Annotated in this window: 22 protein-coding genes and 1 tRNA gene; 8 read left to right on the top strand and 15 right to left on the bottom strand. The window is 71.7% G+C overall.

Features of this window, described 5'->3' with window-relative positions:
• Positions 1-104: 104 nt before the first annotated feature.
• A complete protein-coding gene (locus tag ACF08W_RS06445; protein ID WP_392278606.1) occupies positions 105-833 on the bottom strand; it encodes a hypothetical protein in 729 nt (242 codons plus the stop codon).
• On the bottom strand, positions 826-1,344 hold the full coding sequence (locus ACF08W_RS06440) for a SigE family RNA polymerase sigma factor (protein WP_385206572.1): 519 nt from the start codon (positions 1,342-1,344) through the stop codon (positions 826-828). Before ACF08W_RS06440 ends, ACF08W_RS06445 begins: the two co-directional genes overlap by 8 nt.
• Before the next feature lie 249 nt (positions 1,345-1,593).
• On the opposite strand from ACF08W_RS06440, the gene ACF08W_RS06435 reads away from it, so the two are divergent.
• Positions 1,594-2,013, top strand: coding sequence for a hypothetical protein (locus ACF08W_RS06435; protein ID WP_392278605.1), 420 nt, complete (start codon positions 1,594-1,596; stop codon positions 2,011-2,013).
• A gap of 298 nt (positions 2,014-2,311) precedes the next feature.
• Here ACF08W_RS06435 and ACF08W_RS06430 read toward each other — a convergent pair whose 3' ends face one another.
• Positions 2,312-3,718: a cystathionine beta-synthase gene (locus ACF08W_RS06430; RefSeq protein ID WP_352276977.1), complete on the bottom strand. Its 1,407-nt coding sequence runs from the start codon at positions 3,716-3,718 to the stop codon at positions 2,312-2,314.
• A 166-nt stretch (positions 3,719-3,884) separates the two neighbouring features.
• On the opposite strand from ACF08W_RS06430, the gene ACF08W_RS06425 reads away from it, so the two are divergent.
• The 3 genes from ACF08W_RS06425 to ACF08W_RS06415 all read left to right on the top strand — a co-directional run bounded on the left by ACF08W_RS06425 (position 3,885) and on the right by ACF08W_RS06415 (position 7,586).
• Positions 3,885-5,003, top strand: a complete 1,119-nt coding sequence (locus ACF08W_RS06425) for an SGNH/GDSL hydrolase family protein (RefSeq protein ID WP_385206579.1) — start codon at positions 3,885-3,887, stop codon at positions 5,001-5,003.
• A gap of 190 nt (positions 5,004-5,193) precedes the next feature.
• Positions 5,194-6,414, top strand: coding sequence for an acetyl-CoA C-acetyltransferase (locus ACF08W_RS06420; protein ID WP_352276974.1), 1,221 nt, complete (start codon positions 5,194-5,196; stop codon positions 6,412-6,414).
• Positions 6,415-6,734: 320 nt separating this feature from the next.
• Complete coding sequence (locus tag ACF08W_RS06415; protein WP_392278604.1) at positions 6,735-7,586, top strand: hypothetical protein; 852 nt, start codon at positions 6,735-6,737, stop codon at positions 7,584-7,586.
• Between the two features lie 36 nt (positions 7,587-7,622).
• Here ACF08W_RS06415 and ACF08W_RS06410 read toward each other — a convergent pair whose 3' ends face one another.
• The 6 genes from ACF08W_RS06410 to ACF08W_RS06385 all read right to left on the bottom strand — a co-directional run bounded on the left by ACF08W_RS06410 (position 7,623) and on the right by ACF08W_RS06385 (position 13,208).
• The gene (locus ACF08W_RS06410) at positions 7,623-7,940 is read right to left on the bottom strand and encodes a hypothetical protein (RefSeq protein WP_385206586.1); all 318 of its coding nucleotides are present in this window, start codon (positions 7,938-7,940) and stop codon (positions 7,623-7,625) included.
• Between the two features lie 141 nt (positions 7,941-8,081).
• On the bottom strand, positions 8,082-8,969 hold the full coding sequence (locus ACF08W_RS06405; RefSeq protein ID WP_352276969.1) for a Bax inhibitor-1/YccA family protein: 888 nt from the start codon (positions 8,967-8,969) through the stop codon (positions 8,082-8,084).
• A gap of 169 nt (positions 8,970-9,138) precedes the next feature.
• On the bottom strand, positions 9,139-10,332 hold the full coding sequence (locus ACF08W_RS06400; protein WP_392278603.1) for a serine hydrolase domain-containing protein: 1,194 nt from the start codon (positions 10,330-10,332) through the stop codon (positions 9,139-9,141).
• 171 nt (positions 10,333-10,503) lie between these two features.
• Positions 10,504-10,833: a metalloregulator ArsR/SmtB family transcription factor gene (locus ACF08W_RS06395; protein ID WP_352276968.1), complete on the bottom strand. Its 330-nt coding sequence runs from the start codon at positions 10,831-10,833 to the stop codon at positions 10,504-10,506.
• Between the two features lie 214 nt (positions 10,834-11,047).
• Positions 11,048-12,667: a SulP family inorganic anion transporter gene (locus tag ACF08W_RS06390; protein ID WP_392278653.1), complete on the bottom strand. Its 1,620-nt coding sequence runs from the start codon at positions 12,665-12,667 to the stop codon at positions 11,048-11,050.
• 455 nt (positions 12,668-13,122) lie between these two features.
• Positions 13,123-13,208, bottom strand: a tRNA-Leu gene (locus ACF08W_RS06385).
• A gap of 510 nt (positions 13,209-13,718) precedes the next feature.
• On the opposite strand from ACF08W_RS06385, the gene ACF08W_RS06380 reads away from it, so the two are divergent.
• Complete coding sequence (locus ACF08W_RS06380; protein WP_352276967.1) at positions 13,719-14,489, top strand: ABC transporter ATP-binding protein; 771 nt, start codon at positions 13,719-13,721, stop codon at positions 14,487-14,489.
• 55 nt (positions 14,490-14,544) lie between these two features.
• Positions 14,545-17,073 carry an ABC transporter permease gene (locus ACF08W_RS06375; RefSeq protein WP_385206595.1) on the top strand — a complete coding sequence of 843 codons (2,529 nt, stop codon included), beginning with the start codon at positions 14,545-14,547 and terminating at the stop codon, positions 17,071-17,073.
• Between the two features lie 95 nt (positions 17,074-17,168).
• On the opposite strand, the gene ACF08W_RS06370 is transcribed toward ACF08W_RS06375, so the two are convergent.
• Together ACF08W_RS06370 and ACF08W_RS06365 are read right to left on the bottom strand one after the other, a co-directional pair.
• A complete protein-coding gene (locus tag ACF08W_RS06370; protein ID WP_392278602.1) occupies positions 17,169-18,485 on the bottom strand; it encodes a class I SAM-dependent methyltransferase in 1,317 nt (438 codons plus the stop codon).
• Between the two features lie 259 nt (positions 18,486-18,744).
• On the bottom strand, positions 18,745-20,130 hold the full coding sequence (locus tag ACF08W_RS06365; RefSeq protein WP_352276964.1) for an NAD(P)/FAD-dependent oxidoreductase: 1,386 nt from the start codon (positions 20,128-20,130) through the stop codon (positions 18,745-18,747).
• A gap of 565 nt (positions 20,131-20,695) precedes the next feature.
• Between ACF08W_RS06365 and ACF08W_RS06360 the strand changes: the two genes are divergently transcribed.
• A complete protein-coding gene (locus tag ACF08W_RS06360) occupies positions 20,696-20,968 on the top strand; it encodes a type II toxin-antitoxin system Phd/YefM family antitoxin (protein ID WP_385206601.1) in 273 nt (90 codons plus the stop codon).
• Entirely contained in the window at positions 20,965-21,234 is a 270-nt protein-coding gene (locus tag ACF08W_RS06355; RefSeq protein ID WP_385206604.1) for a type II toxin-antitoxin system RelE/ParE family toxin, read from the top strand. Before ACF08W_RS06360 ends, ACF08W_RS06355 begins: the two co-directional genes overlap by 4 nt.
• Before the next feature lie 18 nt (positions 21,235-21,252).
• On the opposite strand, the gene ACF08W_RS06350 is transcribed toward ACF08W_RS06355, so the two are convergent.
• The 4 genes from ACF08W_RS06350 to eno all read right to left on the bottom strand — a co-directional run bounded on the left by ACF08W_RS06350 (position 21,253) and on the right by eno (position 24,835).
• A complete protein-coding gene (locus tag ACF08W_RS06350) occupies positions 21,253-22,194 on the bottom strand; it encodes an exopolyphosphatase (protein WP_392278601.1) in 942 nt (313 codons plus the stop codon).
• A gap of 72 nt (positions 22,195-22,266) precedes the next feature.
• Positions 22,267-22,812, bottom strand: a complete 546-nt coding sequence (locus ACF08W_RS06345) for a DUF501 domain-containing protein (RefSeq protein ID WP_352276961.1) — start codon at positions 22,810-22,812, stop codon at positions 22,267-22,269.
• Between the two features lie 64 nt (positions 22,813-22,876).
• Positions 22,877-23,347: a septum formation initiator family protein gene (locus tag ACF08W_RS06340; RefSeq protein WP_392278600.1), complete on the bottom strand. Its 471-nt coding sequence runs from the start codon at positions 23,345-23,347 to the stop codon at positions 22,877-22,879.
• Positions 23,348-23,545: 198 nt separating this feature from the next.
• On the bottom strand, positions 23,546-24,835 hold the full coding sequence (gene eno / locus ACF08W_RS06335; RefSeq protein ID WP_352276958.1) for a phosphopyruvate hydratase: 1,290 nt from the start codon (positions 24,833-24,835) through the stop codon (positions 23,546-23,548).
• Between the last annotated feature and the right edge of the window lie 268 nt (positions 24,836-25,103).

Raw genomic sequence — 25,103 nt, 5'->3', positions numbered from 1 at the left:
TACCGCCGGGCCCCGGGGCCCGGGGCCGCACCGCCCGGACCCGGGACCGTACCGCCCCCGGCGCGAGGACGCACCGCTCAGGACAGACCGCTCAGGCGGACCACTCAGGACGCGCCGTCCACGATCCCGACGACCGAGACCCAGGACTTCCACCGCTGCGTGAAGACCCGCAGCGTATGGCCCTCCACCTTCCCGGCCCAGGCGAGGGTCCCCTCCTGGTCCGCCAGTTCCTCCGGTATGTCCTCGGGCGCCCGGTCCGGTCCGCCCGGTACGTCCGCCGGTTCGCCCGACACCCGGCGCAGGCCCTCCGTCTCCAGACGGGTGAAGACCGCCAGCAGCTCGTCCCGGGCCACGGCCGCGCCCGCGCTGTAGTCGACGACGCACTGCCGGGCCACGGCACCGCGCGCCCCTCGGTACCCCGAGGTGTAAGCGGCCCTGTCGGGCCCCTTCCCGGTCATGGTGGTCATGCAGAACTCCGCGAGCCCGGCCCGGTTCAGGACATCGCCCCGGGCACCGGAGGCGACGGGCTCTCCATCGGTCTGCTTCCAGTGCCAGATGTCGTCCAGCGGTACGTCCCGCGCGGGGAGGTTCTGGACCACACCGTTCTTGCGGAACGGGTTCTCCGGCGCGGTGGCCACCGTGCCCCGGCGGTCCTGCGACCGGTCCGCCCCGCCCGGCAGCAGGGCCCACGCGCCGGTCAGCAGCGCGGCCGCGCACAACGTGGCCGCGCCCGCTCTGCGACGCGCCCGGCGCCGCTGCCCGCGCCGCCGGATCTCCTCGGCGGCGGGCAGCCGCACCGCGACACCGTCCAGCAGTTCCTCGGCCTCAGCCATGGTCGGCACTCCTCACTCGCCCGGCGGTGACCACGGGATCGGCCAGCCGCTCGCCCAGCACCTTGCGGGCCCGGTGGAGCCGGGTCCGTACCGCACCGTTCGACACTCCCGTCTCCCGCGCCACGTCCTCCACCGGCAGGTCCAGCAGATGGTGCAGGACCACGGCCCGGCGCTGTTCGGCGGTCAGCTCACCGAGCGCGTCCATCAGCGCCACCCGGTCCGCCGACAGTCCGGGCGCGTTCGCGGGCGGGCCGTGCCGGAAGTGGGCACGCACCCGGTTGCGCGTCCTGCGCCAGGTGCTGATCGCCAGCCGGACCGCCACCGTCCGCACCCAGGGCAGCGGGTCCCCCTCGCGCACCAGCCGGTCCCAGCGCTGCCACGCCCGTACGTATGCCTCCTGCACCGCGTCCTCCGCCTCGGCCAGATCGCCGGTCGTGGCGTACACGGTGGCGACCAGCCTCTTGGCCGTGGCCGTGTAGAACGCGTCGAAATCCTCGGCCCCCGTCGGCATCGTCCCCCCTTCCCTCCGCTCATCCGTCCATCCCCCAGGAACTGTTCCCACCGGATACACGCACCGGCGGGGGCGGATGTTACGGACGACTTTCCGGGCGCCCGGCCGGCCCGCGGTGCGGCACTCCCCGGGGAGAGGACCGGCCGTACGGCGCACCCCCGCGAGAGGCCCGCCGTGCGGCGCTCCCCCGGGAGAAGAGGGGGGACAGCCCCACTGTGCGCGGGGCGGGCGGCTCCTAGCCTGAAGGGCATGAAATCCGGAGACCCCGAGCTCAGGAGCGAGCTCGACGCCGCCCTCCGGGCCCGTGAGGAGCTGGGCCCGGAGTACGAGCCCGCGCTCGTGGAGTCCTTCCTGGAGAAGGTCGACCAGCGGATGGACCACATGCTCGACCGCCGGGTGCGCCGTCATCTCGCCGAGCAGCGGGTGGACGTCGTCCGGCGGGCCCGCCATCCGCAGCACCGGCTGGCGGGCTTCGCCGAGCGCCATGGATTCGGGATCGTCTCGCTGGTCCTGGCCGTCCCGCTGTCGGCCATCGGCGCCTCGACCGCCGGCACCGGGGGACTGATCGTCGCCTGGCTGGGGATCGTCGCCGTCAACGCGGTGCAGGCGCTCCGCGGCCACGGCCATCAGGGGGCCGCGCTCCGCGCGCGATCCGACTGGGAGGACTGAGAACAGGCCCTGGAGGGCCCGGAACCGACGCGGGGACCGCCGCACCCCCGGGAATCCCAGGGGGCGGGACGACGGCGGTCCCCGCGGCGGACGCGGGCCGGGTCAGGGCCGGTGGCCGCGTCCTGGCGACGGTGGAGGTCCGGGAGCCGCTCCGTAGTCCGTGTCGCCGTTCCGGGTGCCGGCGGGCTTCCCCGCCGACACCCGCCAATCTGCCGGACCCGTGTTAAGCCGGTGCTGCGCGCATGTGTCGTCCCCGTACCGTTTTCGCGAAGCCCGGCCGTGATCCGCCGGACGCGCCCTACGCCTTGCCGGCCGACGCGTCCTTCGCGAGGAAGGCCAGCAGGTCCTGGCGGCTGACCACGCCCTTCGGCTTGCCCTCCACCAGCACGATCGCCGCGTCCGCCGTGTTCGTACCGCCGAGCACCGCCATCAGGTCCTCGACCGGCTCGCCGGAGCCGACCTGCGGCAGCGGCGGCGACATGTGCTTCTCCAGCGGGTCGGAGAGCGAGGCCCTCTGGGCGAAGAGCGCGTTCAGCAGTTCCCGCTCCACCACCGAGCCGATGACCTCGGCGGCCATCACGTCCGGGTGCCCGGCCCCCGGCTTCACGATCGGCATCTGCGAGACGCCGTACTCGCGCAGCACGTCGATCGCCTCGCCGACGGTCTCCTCGGGGTGCATGTGGACGAGCGTCGGGATCGGGCCCTCCTTGTGGTCCAGCACGTCCCCGACCCGGGCCGACGGACCGGAGTCCTCCAGGAACCCGTAGTCAGCCATCCATTCGTCGTTGAAAATTTTACTAAGGTACCCGCGGCCGCTGTCCGGCAGCAGGACGACGACCACGTCGTCCGGGCCGAGCCGCTTGGCGACCTCCAGCGCGCCGACCACCGCCATCCCGCAGGAGCCCCCGACCAGCAGCCCCTCCTCCTTGGCGAGGCGGCGGGTCATCTGGAAGGAGTCCTTGTCGGACACGGCGACGATCTCGTCCGTGACCGTGCGGTCGTAGGCGCTCGGCCAGAAGTCCTCGCCGACGCCCTCGACGAGGTAGGGCCGCCCGGAGCCGCCGGAGTACACCGAGCCCTCCGGGTCCGCGCCGATCACCTTCACCGCGCCGTCGCTGACCTCCTTCAGATAGCGGCCGGTACCGCTGATCGTGCCGCCGGTGCCGACGCCCGCGACGAAGTGGGTGATCTTCCCCTCCGTCTGCTCCCACAGCTCCGGACCGGTGGTCTCGTAGTGGGAACGCGGGTTGTTGGGGTTGGAGTACTGGTCCGGCTTCCAGGCCCCGGGGGTCTCACGGACCAGCCGGTCGGAGACGTTGTAGTACGAGTCGGGGTGCTCGGGGTCGACGGCCGTCGGGCAGACGACGACCTCGGCACCGTAGGCGCGCAGCACATTGATCTTGTCCGTGGACACCTTGTCCGGGCACACGAAAATGCACTTGTACCCCTTCTGCTGGGCGACGATCGCCAGGCCGACACCGGTGTTGCCACTGGTCGGCTCGACGATGGTGCCGCCCGGCTCCAGCTCGCCGCTCTGCTCGGCGGCCTCGATCATGCGCAGGGCGATCCGGTCCTTGACCGAGCCTCCAGGGTTGAAGTACTCGACCTTCGCCAGGACCGTTGCCTGGATACCGGCCGTCACATTGCGCAGCCGCACCAGCGGGGTGTTGCCGACGAGACTGATCATCGAATCGTGGAATTGCACCGTCTACTCCGGGGTCTCCGTAATGGTCCGGCAAGCGTATGCGTACGGGCGGGGGATCGGGCGAAGCCTTCGGACAGGCGATTGAGCGACCGTCCGTACGGGGCAGTTAGCTGTATGTACGGGGTACGGCGACGAGGAGGTGGACCGGACTGTGTCAAGAGCACGCGTGGCACGGCGGATCGCGGCGGGCGCGGCCTACGGCGGGGGCAGCGTCGGACTGCTCGGCGCCGCGGCGGTCGGCGTCCTGCTGGCGGAGGTCCATCTGGCGAAGCGGCAGGTGGGCGGGGGTATCGCACCGGTGCCACCGAGCGCGGACGGCCGGTACGGGGTGGCGTTCGCGGGGCCCGCGGAGCCCCTGCGGCTGGGGCTGCTGGGGGATTCGACGGCGGTCGGGCAGGGGGTGCGCCGGGCCGGGCAGACCCCGGGGGCGCTGCTGGCCTCGGGGCTCGCGGCGGTCTCCGAGCGGCCGGTCGACCTGCGCAACGTGGGCCGGCCGGGGGCCCGGTCGGACGATCTGGAACGACAGGTCTCGCTGCTGCTCTCCGACGTCTCCGGGGTCCCGGACGTCTGCGTGATCATGATCGGTGCGAACGACGTGACGCACCGCATCCCGGCCACCCAGTCGGTGCGCTGTCTGACCACCGCCGTGCGCAGGCTGCGGACGGCGGGCGCGGAGGTGGTCGTCGGCACCTGCCCGGACCTGGGCACGATCGAGCCGGTCTACCAGCCGCTGCGCTGGCTGGCCCGGCGGGTGAGCCGCCAGCTGGCCGCGGCGCAGACGATCGGCTCGGTGGAGCAGGGCGGGCGCACGGTGTCGCTGGGCGATCTGCTCGGTCCGGAGTTCGAGGCCAATCCGCGGGAGCTGTTCGGACCGGACAACTACCACCCGTCGGCGGAGGGGTACGCCACGGCGGCGATGGCCGTGCTGCCGACGCTCTGCGCGGCGCTGGGGCTGTGGCCGGAGTCCGACCGGCTGGACGGGGCCCGGCGCGAGGACATGCTGCCGGTGGCCAAGGCGGCCTCCCAGGCGGCCCGGGAGGCCGGTACGGAGGTCACGGCGGCGCGGGCGCCCTGGGCGCTGCTCAAGCACCGCAGGCGGCGGCGCCTGCCCACCGCGTCGGAGCCCGCCCCGCACCGGGCGGCGGAGACGGGATCGGGCACAGCCGCGGAGGGGAGGACGCCCCCGGCGGCCGCCCGGGAGGACCGTACGGGCCCACCGCCCCCCGGGACCGCCCGCGACGACGGCGCGGAAATGCCTCCCGAGACTCCCCGGCCGGTCGACTGAGCGGTCGGCCCGGCGGTCCCCCGGCGCCCCGGCCCGGGGGATCGACCGAGCGGTCGCTTAGAAAAGAGGGCGGCGTCACACGCACTGCCCGGTGACCCGGTGCCGTACGTACAGGTAACTTCCCATTCGGTACCCGCCGCAGCGCCCGTACCCGTCAGAACCCGCCTTCCAGCACCCATGGAGCCGCGTGATGCCCGAAGCAGTGATCGTCTCTGCCGCCCGTTCCCCGATCGGCCGGGCCTTCAAGGGCTCGCTGAAGGACCTGCGCGCGGACGACCTGACCGCCACGATCATCCGGACCGCGCTGGACAGGATCCCCGAGCTGGACCCGCGGGACATCGACGACCTGATGCTCGGCTGCGGCCTCCCCGGCGGCGAGCAGGGCAACAACCTGGGCCGCATCGTCGCGGTGCAGCTGGGGATGGACCACCTTCCCGGCTGCACGATCACCCGCTACTGCTCGTCGTCGCTCCAGACCAGCCGGATGGCGCTGCACGCCATCAAGGCCGGCGAGGGCGACGTCTTCATCTCGGCCGGTGTCGAGATGGTGTCCCGGTTCGCGAAGGGCAACTCCGACAGCTGGCCCGACACCCACAATCCGCTGTTCGCCGACGCGGAGGCCCGCACCGCGGCCCGCGCGGAGCAGGGCGGCGAGGGCTGGCACGACCCGCGCGAGGACGGCCTCGTGCCGGACGCCTACATCGCGATGGGGCAGACGGCGGAGAACCTGGCCCGCTTCAAGGGCGTCACCCGTCAGGACATGGACGAGTTCGGCGTCCGCTCGCAGAACCTCGCCGAGGAGGCCCTGAAGAAGGGCTTCTGGGAGCGGGAGATCACCCCGGTGACCACCCCGGACGGCACGGTCGTCTCGAAGGACGACGGTCCGCGCGCGGGCGTCACGCTGGAGGGCGTGCAGGGCCTGAAGCCGGTGTTCCGCCCGGACGGCCTGGTCACCGCGGGCAACTGCTGCCCGCTCAACGACGGCGCCGCCGCGCTCGTCATCATGTCCGACACCAAGGCGCGCGAGCTGGGCCTGACCCCGCTGGCCCGGATCGTCTCGACCGGCGTCAGCGGCCTCTCCCCCGAGATCATGGGGTACGGGCCGGTCGAGGCCAGCAAGCAGGCGCTGAAGCGGGCCGGGCTGACCATCGACGACATCGACCTGGCCGAGATCAACGAGGCGTTCGCCGCCCAGGTGATCCCCTCCTACCGCGACCTCGGCCTGCCGCTGGAGAAGGTCAACGTCAACGGCGGCGCCATCGCCGTCGGCCACCCGTTCGGCATGACCGGCGCCCGCATCACCACCACCCTGATCAACAGCCTCCAGTTCCACGACAAGCAGTTCGGTCTGGAGACCATGTGCGTGGGCGGCGGTCAGGGCATGGCGATGGTCATCGAGCGGCTGAGCTGACGCCCGGCGCCCCGGCCGGTCCCGCGGGGCCGGTCCTGCCCCACCCCTCCCCGCCCCGGGTCCAGCGGGATCCGGCCGATACAGGCCGGATCCGACCGGTCCCAGCCGAGTTCCGAGCGTGACCGAATCTCCCCCAGGATGTGACCTTTCTCCTGGGGGAGAGGCATATCCGCAGGTCATAGCCGTATTGGGGTTAAACCCGAGGCCCAAAGACCTGTCCAATTCGTGACGTAATGCACTGACACCGGGCGCGGTCGGGGGCCAAGCTGAGGTAGGAACGTCGGGGATCGATTGAAACCGGGAGTATGTCAGTGAGCGCCATGTCTGTTGCCCTGTTGCTGACCACCGCCGCCGCCACGGCCGTGGGCGTCGCCGCTCTGCATGCTGCTCACGGGCTGCGGGGGCAGGTGAAGGCCCTCCGTACCGAGCTGGCCGAGGACGCCCGCGGGCGCGGTGCCACCGTGCCCGCCCAGAACCGGGGCTGCGACGCCACCCCCGTGGCCGAGATACGTGCCGCCGTCGCCGAGGCCCTCGCCGAGGAGCGGGAGCGCGAGCTGGCCGAGGCCCGCGCCTTCTGGGCCACCCAGGAGGCCCGCGACGCCGCCGACGCCCCCTCCCTGCTGGGCGGGCTGACCGGCCTGGGCGAGGACGCCGCGTACTTCCTGCCCCGCCAGGCCGACCTCGTGGGCTTCGAGGCGATCGACGCCGAGACCGCCGAGGCCCTCGACGAGCTGGCGGAGCTGGCCGAGTCCGCGGAGCCGGTCGAGCTGCCCGGCCCGGCGGAGGTCGCCGAGGACTCCCCCGAGCTGGCCGCCGCCCGCCGCCGCCACCCCTCGCACCCCGACTTCGTACCGGTGCGGACCCCGGTCGTCACCGACCACGAGCGCACCGTGCTCCGCCTGGAGGAGCTGGCCGAGAACCGTACGGAGCTCTCCGACGTGCGCCCCGGCCCGCTCGGCACGCTCGACGTCTACGTCTTCGCCGACGGCACCACGCTCTGTATGACCCCGGGCCACCGCGAGACGGCCGAGCGGCTGGCCGATTCCGTGCTCGCCGGTGAGCACCCGGTCCTGCTCGGCGGCTCCGGCGTCTCCGGCGCGTACGCCCTGACGTTCTCCTGCGGCACGGAGAACGTCTACATCCTCGCCGACCGCGTCATCGCCTCGCTCTGACCGGGCGCGGCGCTCGGCCGCCCCCGGCTCCCGCCGCTACGCGAACGCCCGCGCGGCGGCCTCGTTCACCTCTCGCACGGCCTCGTCCAGCTCCGCCGACGAGGCCGTTTCCAGTGCCAGGGCCAGATCGCGCCCGGCCACGGCGAGCTGGTCGCCGACCGTGAAGAGCCCGGCGTCCGGCAGCGCGTACGGCTCCCGGTCCGGCGCCTCGATCAGCTGGGCGCGCCGCGCCAGCTCGCGGGCCGCGGCCAGCCCCTCGGCGGCGGCACCACGCCGCAGCCGGCTCTGCGGGGCGGCGCGCAGCCGGTCGGCGAAGCGGTCGACGGCGATGGTCAGCGGGGTCGTATCGAGCACCCCGCGACCCTACGCGCCCCGGCGGGACGGTGGCCAACGGGAACCGCGCCCCGCCCCCGCCCCCGGAACGCGGGAACGGCCCGCAGGCGGTGCCTGCGGGCCGTTCCTCCGTACGGGTCGTACGGGCGCGGAGCCGACGGATCAGTCGTCGCCGCTGAGGATGGAGAGCAGACGCAGCATCTCCAGGTAGATCCACACCAGGGTCATGGTGAGGCCGAAGGCGGCCAGCCAGGACTCCTCGCGGGGCGCGCCGAAGGCGATGCCGTCCTCGACCTGCTTGAAGTCCAGGGCCAGGAAGCAGGCGCCGAGGATGATCCCGATGACACCGAAGAGGATGCCGAGACCGCCGCTGCGGAAGCCCAGGCCGTCACCGCCGCCGAAGACGGAGAACAGCAGGTTCACGACCATCAGGAGCATGAAGCCCATGGCCGCGGCCATCACGAAGCCGTAGAACCGGCGGGTGACGCGGATCCAGCGCATCTTGTACGCGAAGAGCACACCGGCGAAGACACACATGGTGCCCATCACCGCCTGCATCACGACGCCCGGTCCGATGTACGTGCTGACCGCGCTGGAGATCACTCCGAGGAAGACGCCCTCGAAGGCCGCGTACGAGACGATCAGCGCCGGAACCGGCTTGCGCTTGAAGGACTGGATGAGCGACAGGACGAACGCCACCAGGGCGGCGCCGATCGCGATGCCGTACGACTTGCCGAGGTTCGCCTCGTCGACCGGCAGCAGCCACCAGGCGGCCGCGGCGCCGAGCACCACGGTGCCCAGCGTGATGGCCGTGCGCGTGACGACGTCGTCGATCGTCATCGCGCCGGTGCGCGTCGGTGCCTGCGGGGCGCCGAGCTGGGCGTCCGGCTGGGCGTAGGGGTTGGTGGCGTACGGGTTCGCGGCGGTGCCCTGCGCGTACGGGTTGGTGCCCGCTGCGGGGGCCCCGGCCTGCGGCGCCGTGTTGAAGCCCGCGTATCCGTTGTCGCGGCTGAAGCCCCGTCGCGAGAAGACCGGGTTGCTGCTCCTCATCTCACTCCTCCATGGCCGCCCTGCGCGGCCTTCCCACAAGAGTAATGGGTAGGCAAAACAATCAGGCTAGTGCTTGGGGAGGATCTTTACGCAACCGACAGCCCGGCGCCACCGCCTTCTGCGCCCCGTCGCCCGCCCGCGCCGCTGCGGGCGGGCAGGCGGACGACGGTCACTTCGCGCAGAGCGTGGTGTCGATGGCCCTGGCCACCGCCTCGCCGGTCCTCTCGTCCATCGCCACGTGGTTGAAGGTGATCGTGACCGCGCGTCCCTCGGGGTCCACACCCCCCGCGGTGGTGAATCCCGGGATGCCGCCGCCGTGTCCCCAGATCTCCTTGCCACAGGAGTTGCTGATCCGGACGAGCCCGAGGCCGTATCCGTCCTTCGGGTTCTTGTCGAGCGGCAGGGTGCGCTTCATCTCGGCGAGCCGCTCCTTCGACACCAGCTCGCCCCGGAGCAGGGCGGTGAAGAAGGTGTTGAGGTCGGCGCCGGTGCCGATCATGGCACCCGCCGTGCTCCCCCAGGAGACGTCGCCGTCGGTGACGTCGATCCGCTTGCCGTCGATCCGGTGGTAGCCATGAACGTGCGGACCCCGGATCGTGGTCTCGTGGGGCTTCGGGAAGTAGGTGTTCTTCAGCCCGAGCCGGTCGATGATCCGGGTGGTGATCTCGTCGGCCGCCGGGTGGCCGGTCACCTTCTCGACGAGCATTCCGAGCAGGATGTAGTTGGTGTTCGAGTAGACGGCCATGTCCTTGGTGCCGGGGCCGGGCGGCAGCGACATGGCGATCTTCACCAGCTGTTCGGGGGTGTAGTGACCGATGGGTTCCTCGCTCACCGCGACCTGGAGCTGGCCGGGCAGGACGTCCTCCGGCCGCGCCTTGCCGGCCGCCACGTAGTCGGTGAGCCCGCTGGTGTGCTGGAGGAGGTCGCGCACCGTGATCCGGTCACCGTCGATTCCCTTGCCCTCGACCACGCCGGGCAGGTAGTGCCCGACGCTCCCGTCCAGGTCCACCCGTCCCTCGTCCACGAGCTGCATCACGACGGCGGCCAAGAACGCCTTGGTGTTGCTGCCGATCCGGACCCGGGCGTCGTCGGGGATCGGCTCGCCGGTGGCGGTGTCCCCGGTGCCCGCCCTCAGGACGCGGCTGCCGCCGGGGCCGGAGAACACCACCTGCACACCGGGAATCCCCTGCTCCACGGCCTCGTCGATGGACCGCTGCACAGCGGCGTCGGAGGCCGGGGCGGACCGGGTGGACTTGCCGGGTGCGGCGGACTTCGCGGCGTCCTCGCAGGCGGTCGTCAGCAGCGCGAGGGCGGCGGCCCCGGCGATCGCGGCGATCTTCCCGGGACGTCGTGCGGTGGTCATCGGCGGTGGCCCTCCTGGTAGCCCGGACCTCACGGCGAGGTCCGTACGCCGAAGACGCTACGGACGCACGAAACCGCTTCCCATGGCGCTGACCACCGGATTCACGCTGGGGCGACCCAGGACGGCCGAGGTAGGGAAGGCCCTACCCCGGCCGGTCGCCCGTCCTTCGCGCTACTCCGCCGCGCGCAGGTCCGCCAGCAGTTCGGCCTGGCCGGCGAGGACCCCGGAGAGGATCGTCCGGGCGACCTTCAGCAACTCCGCGACCTGGGGGTTGGCCAGCGAGTAGTAGACCCCCGAGCCCTCCCGCCGGGTGACCACCAGGTTCGCCCGGCGCAGGACGGCCAGTTGCTGCGAGAGGTGGGCGGGCTCGACGCCGATCTCGGACAGCATCTCGGAGACCGCGTGCTCCCGCTCGCTGAGGAGCTCCAGCACCCGGATGCGTACGGGGTGGCCGAGGGTCTTGAAGAACTCGGCCTTCAGTTGGTAGAGCGGCGTACTCATCGCAGCGGCCTCGCGTCCCCGGCCCCGGCCGACCGGTCGGCCCGTCGCGGCCGTGCGTGTCCCGTGCATCGCGTCCACCCAAAACATTTCGCCATGGGGCCATCCTCGCGCGCCCGCCCCACCATGCCGACCTCGCGAATTGCCAACTTTAGCCAACTCGGACATCCGGCTCGGCGATTCCGCCCCTACGCCCGCCCCTACGCCCCCTGCGCCTCTATGCCCTCATGTCCCGGACGCCGTCCCGGAGACGGGCGCGGGCCGCCGCCACCGCCTCGGGGGTGGTGGGGTAGTCCCGTCCGTAGGGACGCAGCGGCTCCAGGGCGCCCACGGCCTCCAGCGTCCGGCGCTGGCCGGGCCTGATCCCGGAGGCCAGGACGGTGATGCCGCGCCGCGCGAGCTTCTGTACGGCGTCCTTGAGGACCAGGGCGCCGGTGGCGTCCACGGTCGTGATTCGCGACATCCGCAGGACGACCACCCGGACGCCGGCGATCTCGGAGAGTTCGAGGAGGAAGCGGTGGGCCCCGGCGAAGAAGAGCGGACCGTCGATCCGGTAGACGACGATGTGCTCGGCCAGAAGCGCGTACTCCTCCTCGCCGTGGTCGCCGGGGAGTTCGGCGCGCAGTTCCAGCCGGTCCATCCGGGCCTGCCCGGCCACCGCCCGCAGGGCCAGCGCCCCGGCCACCACCAGGCCGATGATCACCGCCTGGACCAGGTCGAGGACGAGGGTGGCGACGGCCGTCAGGACCAGGACCGCGGCGTCGGACCGGGTGGCGCGGGCCATCGCCCGCAGCGCGCCGACCTCGACCATGCGGACCGCGGTGGCCAGCAGCACGCCCGCCAGCGCGGCGAGCGGGATACGGGAGACGAGCGGGGCCGCCGCGAAGACGATCACGGCGAGGACGGCGGCGTGGGTGAGCGCGGCGAGCCGCGAGCCCGCCCCCGTACGGACGTTGACCGCGGTACGGGCGATGGCGGCGGTGGCCGGGACCCCGCCGAAGAGCGGGGCGGCCAGGTTCGCGACCCCCTGCCCGAACAGTTCGCGGTCCGGGTCGTGGTGCTGACCGACCGTCATCCCGTCGGCGACGGTGGCCGACAGCAGCGACTCCAGCGCGGCGAGGGCGGCCACCGCGACGGCGGGCGCCAGCAGCGAGCCCAGCGCCGCCGTGTCGAGGAAGTCCAGGGAGGGGACGGGCAGCCCGGACGGCAGCGCGCCGATCGGCCGCGCCCCGGGCGGCTCGAACACCTCGACGGCCACGGTCGCGGCGATCACCGCGACGATCGAGAACGGGACGGTGGGCCGCAGCCGGGCGCCCAGCAGCATCACGGCCGCCACCCCGGCGGCGAGGCCGAGTGCGGTCCAGTTCGGCGCCTTCGCGAACTCCCCGACCGCCCGCCAGGCCACCACCAGCACCTTCTCGCCCTCGGGCTTGGGCACGCCGAGCGCGCCCGGCACCTGCTGGAGCGCGATGACGCAGGCGATGCCCAGGGTGAATCCCTCCACCACCGGCGCCGGCACGTACCGCATGTACCGGCCCGCCCGCAGCAGGGCGAGGCCGATCAGCAGGATCCCCGCCAGCACCCCGACGGTCAGTACGCCGCCGGGCCCGTGGGCGGCGACGATCGGCACCAGCACGACCGTCATCGCCCCGGTCGGCCCGGAGACCTGGAGGTTGGAGCCGCCGAAGAGCGCCGCCAGCGCCCCGGCCACCACCGCGGTCGCGAGCCCCGCCTCGGCGCCGAGCCCGGAGGAGACCCCGAAGCCGAGCGCGAGCGGGAGCGCCACAATGGCGACGGTGATCCCGGCCAGCAGGTCGCGGCGCGGGTTGCGGCGCATGGCCGCGACGTCGGACCGGTGGGGCAGGAGCGCGCGCACCCGGTGCGCGAGCCGTGAGGAGAGGACACGTAATCCGTGATGACCTGGGCTTCCCGGAACCGGCACGATCTCGGACCCCCTTCGGCCCCGGAGGCTCCGGGACGCAGTTCGACACGCCGGACTCACCCGCTCGGATCGCAGGTACTTCAGAACAAAGCATGTAGCGAATTGCATATTTTCGCAATTAATACATGTCGCAGCTCTATGCGCCCCGAACGCGCCCCCGGCGGAATTCCGGATCGCCCCTTACCCTCCAGCCCGCCGTCCAGTAACGTTCAGACCAACCGGTACGGCATCGGCCCACTCGAACAAGGGGGCGCAGCCGGATCGGCGGATTCGGGCCGCGCCGGGGCGGGGCCCCGGGGCCGAGGAAAAGTGGCGGAAGCGGCGGATCCGTCCGGCCGCCCGGTAAGAAGTGGTGCCTGGAACCGGACTCGAACCGGTACGCCCCCGAGGGGCAGCGAGGTTTAAGCTCGCCGTGTCTGCATTCCACCATCCAGGCTGGCGCGCGGCTCCGCGTTGGCACATGACCCTATCGGGGTACCTCGCCCGAACAGCGGATCTCTGGGGCGATGTTGTCTTATTTTATTGACCGCTTGAGGACCCGTCAGCACTCCTGAAGGGGCATCGTCACATGCCTGGGCAGGGTATGGGGCACGGCGGCAAGCCAGCCGAATTGACGTAAAGTCGCCGCACTCGGGCGGCGCGGCCGCCGGGCGTGCGCCTGTTCTCGCCACGCGCACGCCACCCGACCGGGTAAGGGGCGCCAAGGCCGCCCGCCCGCCGCCTCTCCGGCCGCCCCCCGTTGTAGCCCTCCCGAGTGATGGGCCTCGGGGAGGGTGTCATACCGCAGGATGACCCCGGGAACCGCCGATGCGACTCAAGACGGCCCGAGGAACGGGCATGCGGACTGACGATCCGCGCCGGGACGGCCAGGAGGATTGAGGGGTACCGAACAGTCCCCGAACAAGGCCGGACGAGCCTCGGCCGGAGCCCGAATCAGGAGAGTCCCGTGACCACCATTTCCACCGCACCCAGCGTCACCACGGTGGCCGCACGCGCCACGGATCTGTCCAAGGTCTACGGAGAGGGCGAGACCAGGGTCACCGCCCTCGACCAGGTCACCGTGGACTTCCCGCGCGGCGAGTTCACCGCGATCATGGGCCCCTCCGGCTCCGGCAAGTCCACGCTGATGCACTGCGTGGCCGGGCTCGACAGCTTCAGCAGCGGCTCGGTGCGGATCGGTGACACCGAGCTCGGCGCCCTCAAGGACAAGCAGCTCACCCAGCTCCGCCGGGACAAGATCGGCTTCATCTTCCAGTCGTTCAACCTGCTGCCGACGCTGACGGCGCACGAGAACATCACGCTCCCCATGGACATCGCGGGCCGCAAGCCCGACGCCGAGTGGGTGCGCCGGGTCATCGACATGGTCGGGCTCTCCGACCGGCTGACCCACCGGCCCACCGAGCTCTCCGGCGGCCAGCAGCAGCGCGTCGCGGTGGCCCGCGCCCTGGCCTCCCGGCCGGAGATCATCTTCGGTGACGAGCCGACCGGCAACCTGGACTCCCGCTCCGGCGCGGAGGTCCTCGGCTTCCTGCGCAACTCGGTGCGCGAGATGGGCCAGACCGTGGTGATGGTGACCCACGACCCGGCGGCCGCCTCCTACGCGGACCGGGTCATCTTCCTCGCGGACGGCCGGATCGTCGACCAGATGATGCACCCCACCGCGGACGGGGTCCTGGACCGGATGAAGGCGTTCGACGCCAAGGGCCGCACCAGCTGATGCCCGCCCTGCCCCGCGACCTCCGGACCACTTCCCGATCCCAGGACTGACAGACATGTTCCGTACCGCCCTGCGCAATGTGCTCGCGCACAAGGCCAGGCTGCTGATGACCGTCCTCGCCGTGATGCTCGGCGTGGCCTTCGTCTCCGGCACCCTGGTCTTCACCGACTCCCTCGGCAACGCCCTGCGCAACCAGTCGGCGAAGAGCTACGACGACGTCGCCGTCGCCGTCACCACGTACCCCGACCGGGACGACGAGAAGTCCCACGGCGTCGACGCCGCCACCCTGGCGAAGATCCAGGGCCTGGACGGCGTCAAGACCGCCACCGGCCGGGTCTCCGGCTTCGCCGGCGTCGCCGACCCCGACGGCAAGCTCATCGGCAACGGCTGGTCGAACACCGGGGCCAACTACTCCCCCGCCAAGGACGGCAAGGACCCCGCGTACACCTTCACGGACGGTGCCGGTCCGGCCGCCGCCGACCGGATCGCGCTCGACGCGGACACCGCCGAGAAGGGCAAGTACCACGTCGGTGACCGGGTCCGGGTCGCCACCAACGGGCCGGTGAAGGAGTACACCCTCTCCGGTGTCTTCACCACCGAGGACGGCGCGGTCAACGCGGGCGGCAGCCTGGTGCTCTTCGACACCGAGGTCGCCCAGAAGCTCTACCTGCGCCCCGGCGAGTTCCAGGAGGTCACCGTCTCGGCGGCGACCGGCGCCTCCGCCGACAAGCTGCTGGCCGAGGTGAAGCCGCTGCTGCCCAAGGACGCCGAGGCCAAGACGGGCCAGGAGCTCGCGGACGAGCAGGCCTCGGACATCGCCCGCAGCCTGACCAGCATCAACACCATGCTGCTGGCCTTCGCCGGCATCGCCCTGTTCGTCGGCATCTTCCTGATCGCCAACACCTTCACGATGCTGGTCGCCCAGCGCACGAAGGAGCTGGCCCTGATGCGCGCCGTCGGCGCCTCCCGCCGCCAGGTCAAGCGCTCGGTGCTGCTCGAAGCGGCCTTCGTCGGTGTGATCGCCTCGGTCATCGGCTTCGTCCTCGGACTCGGCCTCGCGACCGCGCTGCGCTCCGCGATGGGCGCGTTCGGCGCCAAGATCCCGGCCGGCCCGCTGGTCGTCTCGCCCACCGCGGTCGTCGCCTCGTTCGCCGTCGGTGTCGTGGTCACCGTGCTGGCCGCCTGGCTGCCCGCCCGCCGGGCCGCGAAGATCCCGCCGGTCGCCGCGATGAACAGCGTGCACGCGACGGCCACCGTGAAGTCCCTGGTGCTGCGCAACTCGATCGGTTCGGTGATCAGCCTGCTGGGCTTCGCGGCCATCGTGGGCGGCGCGGTCAAGGGCGAATCGACCGGCCGGACCGTCATCGCCGCGGGTGCCTTCCTCGCGCTGATCGGTGTCATCGTGCTGATCCCGCTGCTCTCCCGGCCGGTGATCGCCCTGGTCCGCCCGCTGCTGCGGAAGGTGTTCGGCGTCTCCGGGAAGCTGGCCGCGCAGAACGCGGTCCGCAACCCGCGCCGGACCGGCACCACCGCCTCCGCGCTGGCCATCGGCCTCACCCTCGTCACCGGCATCTCGGTGCTCGGCGTCACCCTCGGCCAGGCGGTCGACCGGGCGACGACGGACAACCTCAAGGCCGACTACCTGGTGACGATGGCCAACGGCCAGTCCCTCGACAAGTCGGCGCTCACCGCGCTGGAGAAGGCCGGCAAGGTCTCGGCCGTCTCGCCGAACCAGTACACCGGCATCGAGGTCAAGGGCGACTACCAGGGCGCCTCCGCCGTCTCCGCCGCCGACCTGCGGAAGGTCTTCTCGCTGAAGACCGTCTCCGGCTCGCTCGACACGCTCGGCAAGGGCGAGATCGCCGTCTCCGACAAGACCTCCGAGTCCAAGGGCTGGAAGACCGGCGACACCCTGCCGGTGAAGTTCGACAACGGGAAGAAGGGCGAGCTGCGCGTCGGCGCCGTCTTCGAGGAGAACACCTTCCTCTCGCCGGTCCTGGTCTCGACGGACCTCGCCGCCCAGCACAGCGAGACCACCAGCATCCGGGAGATCTGGCTGACGACGGACGGCGGCGCGAGCGGCGCCAACGAGCAGGCCGTGGTCGACGCGCTGGGCAACAACCCGGCGGTCAGCATCATGGACCGCCAGGACATCCGCAACATGTTCGGCGGCTCGGTCAACCTCGCGATGAACATCATGTACGGGCTGCTGGCGATGGCCCTGATCATCGCGGTCCTCGGGGTCGTCAACACCCTGGCGATGTCGGTCTTCGAGCGCCAGCAGGAGATCGGCATGCTGCGGGCCATCGGGCTGGACCGGCGCCGGGTGAAGCGCATGATCCGGCTGGAGGCCGTCGTCATCTCGCTCTTCGGCGCGGTGGTAGGGATCGGGCTCGGGGTGTTCCTCGGCTGGGCGATCGGGAAGACCATCGCCTCGGACATCCCGGGGTACGTGCTGGTCCTCCCGTGGGGCCGGATCGCGATCTTCCTGGCGCTGGCGGGGGCGGTGGGCGTGCTGGCCGCGCTCTGGCCGGCCCGGAGCGCAGCGAAGCTCAACATGCTGACCGCGATCAAGTCGCAGTAGCGGGGTTGCGGTAGCCCCGCGGAGCCCGGCCGGGGGCCGGTGCGCGCAGTGTACGTACGCTGCGCGCACCGGCCCCCGTTCCGTGTGACGGACGGTCAGCCGGTCGCGGGTGCGGTCCAGGCGCGGGCCCGTAGCGGCAGCCCGGAGGTCCCGCCCTCCGCCGGGCGCACCGCCAGGATCTGGTTGACGCCGATCCTGTTGCGCTCGAAGGAGAGGGCGGAGGCGGCCATGTAGAGGCGCCAGATCCTCGCCCGGCCGGGCGAGGTCATCCGTACCGCCCGGTCCCAGTGCTGTTCCAGGTTGGCGACCCAGCGGCGGAGGGTCAGCGCGTAGTGCTCGCGGAGCGACTCGACGTCCCGGGCCTCGAAGCCGGCCTCCTCCAGGGTGCTGACGGTCCGGCCCAGCGGGGCCAGTTCGCCGTCCGGGAAGACGTAGGCGTCGATGAACGCGTCCACGTGGTAGGCGGATTCGTCCGGCTCGGGGCGGCGGGCGATCTGGTGGTTGAGCAGCCGTCCGCCGGGCTTCAGCAGGGCGTACAGGTCATCGGCGTACTCGCGGAAGCGGACCGAGCCGACGTGCTCGGCCATGCCGATCGACGAGATCGCGTCGTAGGGGCCGTCCCTGACGTCCCGGTAGTCCTGGACGCGGATCTCGATCCGGTCGGTCAGCCCCTCCTCCGCGATGCGCTTGCGGGCGAAGGCGGCCTGTTCGACGGAGAGGGTGACCCCGGTGACCCGGGCGCCGTACTCGCGGGCGGCGTGGATGGCCATGGAGCCCCAGCCGCAGCCGACGTCCAGCAGCCGGTCGCCCTCCTTCAGCCCGAGCTTGCGGCAGACCAGATCGAGCTTGTCGCGCTGGGCGTCCTCCAGGGTGGAGCCGTCCTCCCAGTAGGCGCAGGAGTAGACCATGGACGGGCCGAGGACCAGGGCGTAGAAGTCGTTGCCGACGTCGTAGTGGTGGCTGATGGCCGCCTTGTCGCGGCCCTTGGTGTGGAGCGGGCCGGTCCGGCGGCTCATCTCCTCGGCCGGCGGGGGCGGCGGGGTCCAGGGGCCGGCCATGCGCAGCAGCCCCTTGGCGAAGGCCCGTACCTTGGGGTCGCGGACCGGGTCCAGGAGCCCGGTCCCGGTTCTGCCGGTTCCGTCGCCCCGTTCCCAGATCAGTGCGGCCAGCAGGCCCAGGGCCTCGTACAGATCGCCCTCGACGTCGAGGTCGCCGGCCACCCAGGCGCGGGCCAGGCCCAGCTCGCCCGGCTTCCAGAGCAGTCGGCGCAGTGCGCGGCGGTGCCGGATGATCAGCTCGGGGGCGCCGGGCGGTCCCGAGCTGCTGCCGTCCCAGGCCCGGATACGGACCGGCAGCTTTTCTCCCAGAAACTCCTCGGCGAGAGCGGTCAGCCGCGACGCGGCGTCTCCCATGGCGCACACCTCCGTGATGGTGGTTCCAATGTGCCCAAACCTGGTCGAACATGCATGCAACCACGCCGGACACCTGTGCGCCTCGGCGAGGTCCGTACCCCTCAACACTCCACCGGTCGGCATCCGTCCCGCTACCACGCAACGGAACGGTAAAAAGCTGTACACCGCATCCATCCGGATACGCCGAAGGGGCCGTCCGCACCACGGATGGCGGACGGCCCCTTCGGACGGGGCGCGGGCGAGTGGGCCCGCGGGCGGGCTAGGAGGCCTTGGCCTTCTCGCCCTCGGCCTTCGCGGCGGCCGGGGCCGGGGCCGGCTTGGCGGCCTCGTAGAACTCCTCGCGCGGCGTCTCCATGGCGCCGAGCGAGACGACCTCGCGCTTGAGGAACATGGCGAGGGTCCAGTCGGCGAAGATCCGGATCTTGCGGTTCCAGGTCGGCATCGCCAGACCGTGGTAGCCACGGTGCATGTACCAGGCGAGACGGCCCTTGAGCTTGATCTTCATCTTGCCCATGACGATCATCGCGACGCCCTTGTGCAGCCCCAGACCGGCGACCGCACCCTTGTTGGCGTGGCTGTACTCCTTCTGCGGGAAGCCCCGCATGCCGGAGATCACGTTGTCGCCGAGGACCTTGGCCTGCCGCAGCGCGTGCTGGGCGTTGGGCGGGCACCAGGCGTTCGGGTTGCCGGCGCGGCGGCCGATCATGTCCGGCACCTGGGCGTTGTCGCCCGCGGCCCAGATGTAGTCGGTGCCCTGCACCTGGAGCTTCTCGGAGGTGTCCACGTGACCGCGCGGACCGAGCGGCAGGCCGAAGCGGGCCAGTGCCGGGTTCGGCTTCACGCCGGCCGTCCACACGATGGTGTTGGAGTCGACCTCCAGCCCGTTCTTCAGGACGACGTGGCCGTCGACGCAGGAGTCCATGGAGGTCGAGAGGAAGACCTCGACGCCACGGGACTCCAGGTGCTCACGGCCCCAGGTGCCCAGCTTCGGGCCGACCTCGGGAAGGATCTTGTCGGCGGCGTCGACCAGGATGAAGCGCATGTCCTCGCGCTTCACGTTGGTGTAGTACTTGGCCGCGTCGCGGGCCATGTCCTCGACCTCGCCGATGGTCTCCGCACCGGCGAAGCCACCGCCCACGAAGACGAAGGTCAACGCCTTGCGGCGGACCTCCTCGTCGGTCGTGGAGTCGGCCTTGTCCAGCTGCTCCAGGACGTGGTTGCGCAGGCCGATGGCCTCCTCGATGCCCTTCATGCCGATGCCCTGCTCGGCGAGGCCGGGGATCGGGAAGGTACGGGAGACCGCGCCCATCGCGATGACCAGGTAGTCGAAGGGCAGCTCGTAGGCCTCGCCGACGAGCGGCGCGACCGTGGCGACCTTGCGGTCCTGATCAATGGTGGTGACGCGACCGGTGAGCACCTCGGCCTTCGGCAGGACGCGCCGCAGCGGGACGACGACATGCCGAGGGGAGATGCTGCCGGCGGCAGCTTCGGGAAGGAAGGGCTGGTAGGTCATGTACGAACGCGGGTCGACGACCGTGACGGTCGCCTCGCCGAAGCGCATCTTCTTGAGAATGCGTCGAGCTGCGTACAGGCCTACGTACCCACCGCCTACAACGAGGATCCTGGGACGCTCCGTGGTGCTCATGGCATCGAGTATCCACCCCTCTCCGGGGGTGGGTTAGTGCGCCCCTTCACAAGGTATGGCCGCCCCTCTGCTACACTGCGCCGCCCACGTGACCCAGGTCATGGCGCCGCAGGGGAACCACGGGCCGGGCGCGAACGTTGTTGACCGCCTGTGAGCTGGCCCTTGGCCCCTTCCACCGGGTGGACCACGCCCCTCGACGACCCCTTGGGGGACGCTCCGTAGCACGCCGTTCCGCGGGCGCGGCACCCCCGAGAGTGATTCCCGGGGCCCGCAAGAGGCCGAACGGCCCTTCCGTGGACCCAATTCCTTGTGAAGAAGTTCACGAACTTTGTCGCGCCGCCCCCTTCGAACCACCGCCCACACCCCCTTCAGGGGCTCAAAGGTGCAGGCCAAGGCGCGCCCGAGCGGAGTGTTCGAAGGGGCGGAGGAACGGCCGGGGCGGGACCGCCGGCCGGTCCGGGGTTACGCGATCGACCAGGCGATGCCGTCGGACACCGCCCCGGAACGGCGTCCCGTCCCGCACGACGGATCCCCGCGTGTACACGTTGGCGCGTACACTTCTGGCATGACCGAAAGCATCGTGACAGTACGGGAAGCCCGTGCGCACCTCGCGGACCACATCAACCGCGCCGAGGAGGGCGCGGCCACGGTGATCACCCGCAATGGCGTGCCGGTGGCGGCCGTGGTTCCGATCGCCGACTTCGACGCCCTGGAAGAGGCGGCCGACGTGCTGCTGGCCAGGGAGGCGGAAGCGGTCCTCGCCGAGGGGGGCCCGACCGTGACCATGGCCGAGCTGTTGGCGGACCTGTTCACCGAGCGCGGTGAAGACGCGGCGTGAAGTACGCCTTCCGGTTCACCACGGCGGCCCAACGGCAGCTCCGGGCCATCGACCGCCCCGCCGCCATGCGCATCCTCACCGCCCTGACCGCGCTCGGCGACGATCCGTACCGCGAGGACGCCGACGTCAAGAAGCTCGCCGGCCCCTCCGGCCTCTACCGGCTCCGGGTCGGCACCTACCGGGTCGCCTACCGGGTGGAGGACGGCGAGCTCGTCGTGCTCGTCGTCAAGGTCGGCGACCGGCGCGATGTCTATCGCCACATCTGAGACGCGGTCGGTCCGGGGTTACGCGATCGACCAGGCGATGCCGTCGAGGATGTCGTGCTCGCTGACCACGACCTCGCGGGCCCCGGTCCGCCGCATCACGGCGAGCAGGATGAGCGCGCCGGAGACGATCACGTCGGCCCGGCCCGGGTGCATCGCGCCGAGGGCGGCCCGCTCGGCGTGGGTCGAGCCGAGCAGCCGGGCGGTGATCTCCTCGACCTGGTCGACGGAGATCCGGGAGTGGTGGATCGCCGACGAGTCGTACTCCTCCAGGCCCAGGGCGACGGCGGCGACCGTGGTGACCGTGCCGGCCAGGCCGACCAGGGTGGCCGCCCCGGTGAGCGGGACGCTCTGTGCCGCGAGGTCGAGGGCGGCCCCGATGTCGGACCGGACCGCCTCGACCTGGTCGGGGGCCGGCGGGTCGGTCAGGACGCCGTCGCGGACCAGGTGCCGCTCGGTCATCCGTACACAGCCGATGTCCACGGAGCGGGCGGCCCGCACCCGGTCGTCGCCGACGACGAACTCGGTGGAGCCGCCGCCGATGTCGACCACCAGGTACGGCGTCGGGAGGTGCTCCTGGCCCGCGAGTTCCCGGGTGGCGCCGGTGAAGGAGAACTCGGCCTCCTGGTCGCCGCTGATCACCTCGGGCTCGACGCCGAGGATGTCGACCACACCGCGCACGAAGTCGTCCCGGTTCTCCGCGTCCCGGGAGGCGGAGGTGGCGACGAACCGAGGCTTGCCCGCCCCGTGCTCCTCGATCACCGCCGCGTACCGGCGGCAGGCCGCGAACGTGCGCTCCAGCGCCTCGGGGGCCAGCCGGCCGGTGCGGTCGACGTCCTGGCCGAGGCGGACGATCTCCATCCGCCGGTCCAGCTCGACGAGTTCACCGGTGGACGGGTCCGCGTCGGCGACGAGCAGGCGGATGGAGTTGGTACCGCAGTCGATGGCGGCCACGCGGGTCATGGTGCTGCTCCTGGGGAGATCGGGGCCCCTCCGGCGGACGGGGAGCGGGGTGGGGGCGCGGAGGAAGGGCCGTCAGCCCTCGTCCGGCGCGCCGTCCTGCGGGGCGCAGGGCGTGACGCACGGGCCCTTGCGCCACCATTCCGGCAGCATCGCGATCGCCTCGTCGCCCAGCGGGTTCACACCCGGCCCGGCGGCCAGCGAGTGGCCGACCAGGACGTGCAGGCACTTCACCCGGTCCGGCATGCCGCCCGCGCTCGGGAAGCCCTCCAGCACCTCGATGGCGTCGCGCCGGGCGATGTAGTCCTCGTGGGCGGCCCGGTAGGCGGCGGCCAGCTCGGGGTCGGTGGCGAGGCGCTCGGTCATCTCCTTCATGACCCCGTTCGCCTCCAGCGTGCCGATGGCGGAGGCGGCGCGGGGGCACGTCAGGTAGTACGTCGTCGGGAACGGGGTGCCGTCCTCCAGCCGGGGCTGCGTCTCGACCACGTCCGGGTTGCCGCAGGGGCAGCGGTGCGCGATGGCGCGCAGGCCGCGCGGCGGGCGGCCCAGCTGCTGCTGGAACGCGGCGATGTCCGCCTCGGTGGGGGCGGTGGACTCGGTCTGGGGAGGAGGGGTTTCCATGCCTGCCTTGGTTCTGATCGGGTCTGCTCGAAATGCGGTACTACGGGGACGGGCGGCGGGAAGGTCAGCCGCGGTCGGCGCTGTCGACGCCGTCCCACAGGTTGGAGTGCCAGGGCCGGCCGGAGCCGTCCGCCCGGCCCTGGCGTTCCTTGACCGCGTCGGGGTCGACGATCGTGTAGCCGGTCTCCCCCGGAAGAAGGTAATGCAGATGCGTACGGGCCAGCCGCCTGATGTAGGCGTCGTCCTGGAGCCGCGCCTTCTCGTCGCGCAGCTCCTCGGTGCGTTCCTTGGCCTTCTGCGCGAGGCGCCGCTGGTCGGCGATCTCGTCCTGCTGGGAGACGTAACTGCGCATCGGATACGCGAGCACGACCACCAGGGAGCAGACGACGAGCGCCAGGAAGGCCGCCCGGCCGGTGAGCCGCGAGCGGCGGGCCTGACGGCGGTTCTGCGAACGGTAGACGCGGGCGGCGGTCTGCTCGCCGAGCAGTCGCAGCCGGGTCGCGGTGGAGAACCGGTCCCGGTCCTTCGCGGCCATCTCTCCGCCTCCCCATTACGCACGTCCGTCCCCGCACACGGTACGGGACCGAGTGCGGGGACGGACGGAGGCCGGGGCCGTTCGCGGCGCGCACTGCTCCGCGAGAGGCGTTTCCGCTGCTCCGCGGGGCGGCTGTGCCTACAGGTGCCTACTGGTCCGCGGAGCGGCTGTGCCTACTGGTCCGCGGAGCGGCTGTGCCTACTGGTCCGCGGAGCGGAACCGGGGGAAGGCGGAGCGGCCGGCGTACACCGCCGCGTCGTCGAGGATCTCCTCGATGCGCAGCAGCTGGTTGTACTTGGCGACGCGGTCCGAGCGGGCCGGGGCGCCGGTCTTGATCTGGCCGCAGTTCACGGCGACGGCGAGGTCGGCGATGGTGACGTCCTCGGTCTCGCCGGAGCGGTGCGACATCATGCACTTGAAGCCGTTGCGCTGGGCCAGCTCGACGGCGTCCAGGGTCTCGGTCAGCGAACCGATCTGGTTGACCTTGACGAGCAGGGCGTTGGCGGAGCCCTCCTCGATGCCGCGGGCCAGGCGCTCCGGGTTGGTGACGAAGAGGTCGTCGCCGACGATCTGCACCTTGGCGCCGAGCCTGTCGGTGATGACCTTCCAGCCGGCCCAGTCGTCCTCGAACAGCGGGTCCTCGATGGAGACCAGCGGGTACGCGGAGACGAGCTCCTCGTAGTACTCGGTCATCTCGGCGGCCGAGCGGGACTTGCCCTCGAACTCGTACGTGCCGTCCTTGTAGAACTCGGACGCGGCGACGTCGAGCGCGAGCGCGATGTCCTTGCCCGGGACGTAACCGGCCTCCTTGATGGCCTCGACGATGAGGTCGAGGGCGGCGCGGTTGGACTCCAGGTTCGGCGCGAAGCCGCCCTCGTCGCCGAGGCCGGTGGACAGGCCCTTGGTCTTCAGGACCTTCTTCAGCGTGTGGTAGACCTCGGCGCCCCAGCGCAGGGCCTCGGAGAAGGACTCCGCGCCGATCGGGGCGATCATGAACTCCTGGATGTCCACGTTGGAGTCGGCGTGCGAGCCGCCGTTCAGGATGTTCATCATCGGAACGGGCAGCAGGTGCGCGTTCGGGCCGCCCAGGTAGCGGAAGAGCGGCAGGTCGGATGCCTCGGAGGCGGCGTGGGCGACGGCCAGCGAGACGCCGAGGATGGCGTTGGCGCCGAGCGAGCCCTTGTTCTCCGTGGCGTCCAGGTCGAACATCGCCTGGTCGATCAGGCGCTGCTCGGTGGCGTCGTAGCCGACGAGCTCCGGGCCGATCTGCTCGATCACGGCGAGGACGGCCTTCTCGACGCCCTTGCCCTGGTAGCGGTTGGGGTCGCCGTCACGGAGCTCGATGGCCTCGAACTGACCGGTGGAGGCGCCGGACGGAACGGCAGCACGGCCCGTGCTGCCGTCGTCGAGGCCGACCTCGACCTCGACCGTGGGGTTTCCGCGGGAGTCGAGGATTTCCCGGGCTACGACGACGTCGATGGACGGCACGTGGCATCTCCTTCTGGGATATGACGCTGTTGGTGCAGGGTCGCTTTGGCCTTGCGACAAGAGCCTAACCGGCCCGGCCCGCCCGCCCCCACGACCGCCCGACCCCTGGGACGAAAAACGACCCGAGAGACCTCATTGCCGGGCATACCGGCCAAAATTTACCGGTCGGTAACTACAACAGTTGAACGCATCCCCGCTCCCCCGAGCGCAGGGAGCGGCGAAGACGGCGGAGCGGGTGGGGGACGGCGTCGCCCCGGTCCGGTGCGCA

Origin of the sequence: Streptomyces sp. NPDC015144 (genome assembly GCF_043079735.1) — a bacterium.
Classification (GTDB): domain Bacteria; phylum Actinomycetota; class Actinomycetes; order Streptomycetales; family Streptomycetaceae; genus Streptomyces.
Note: the sequence above shows the minus strand (reverse complement) of the source record. Positions and strands in the feature narration are given on the sequence as shown.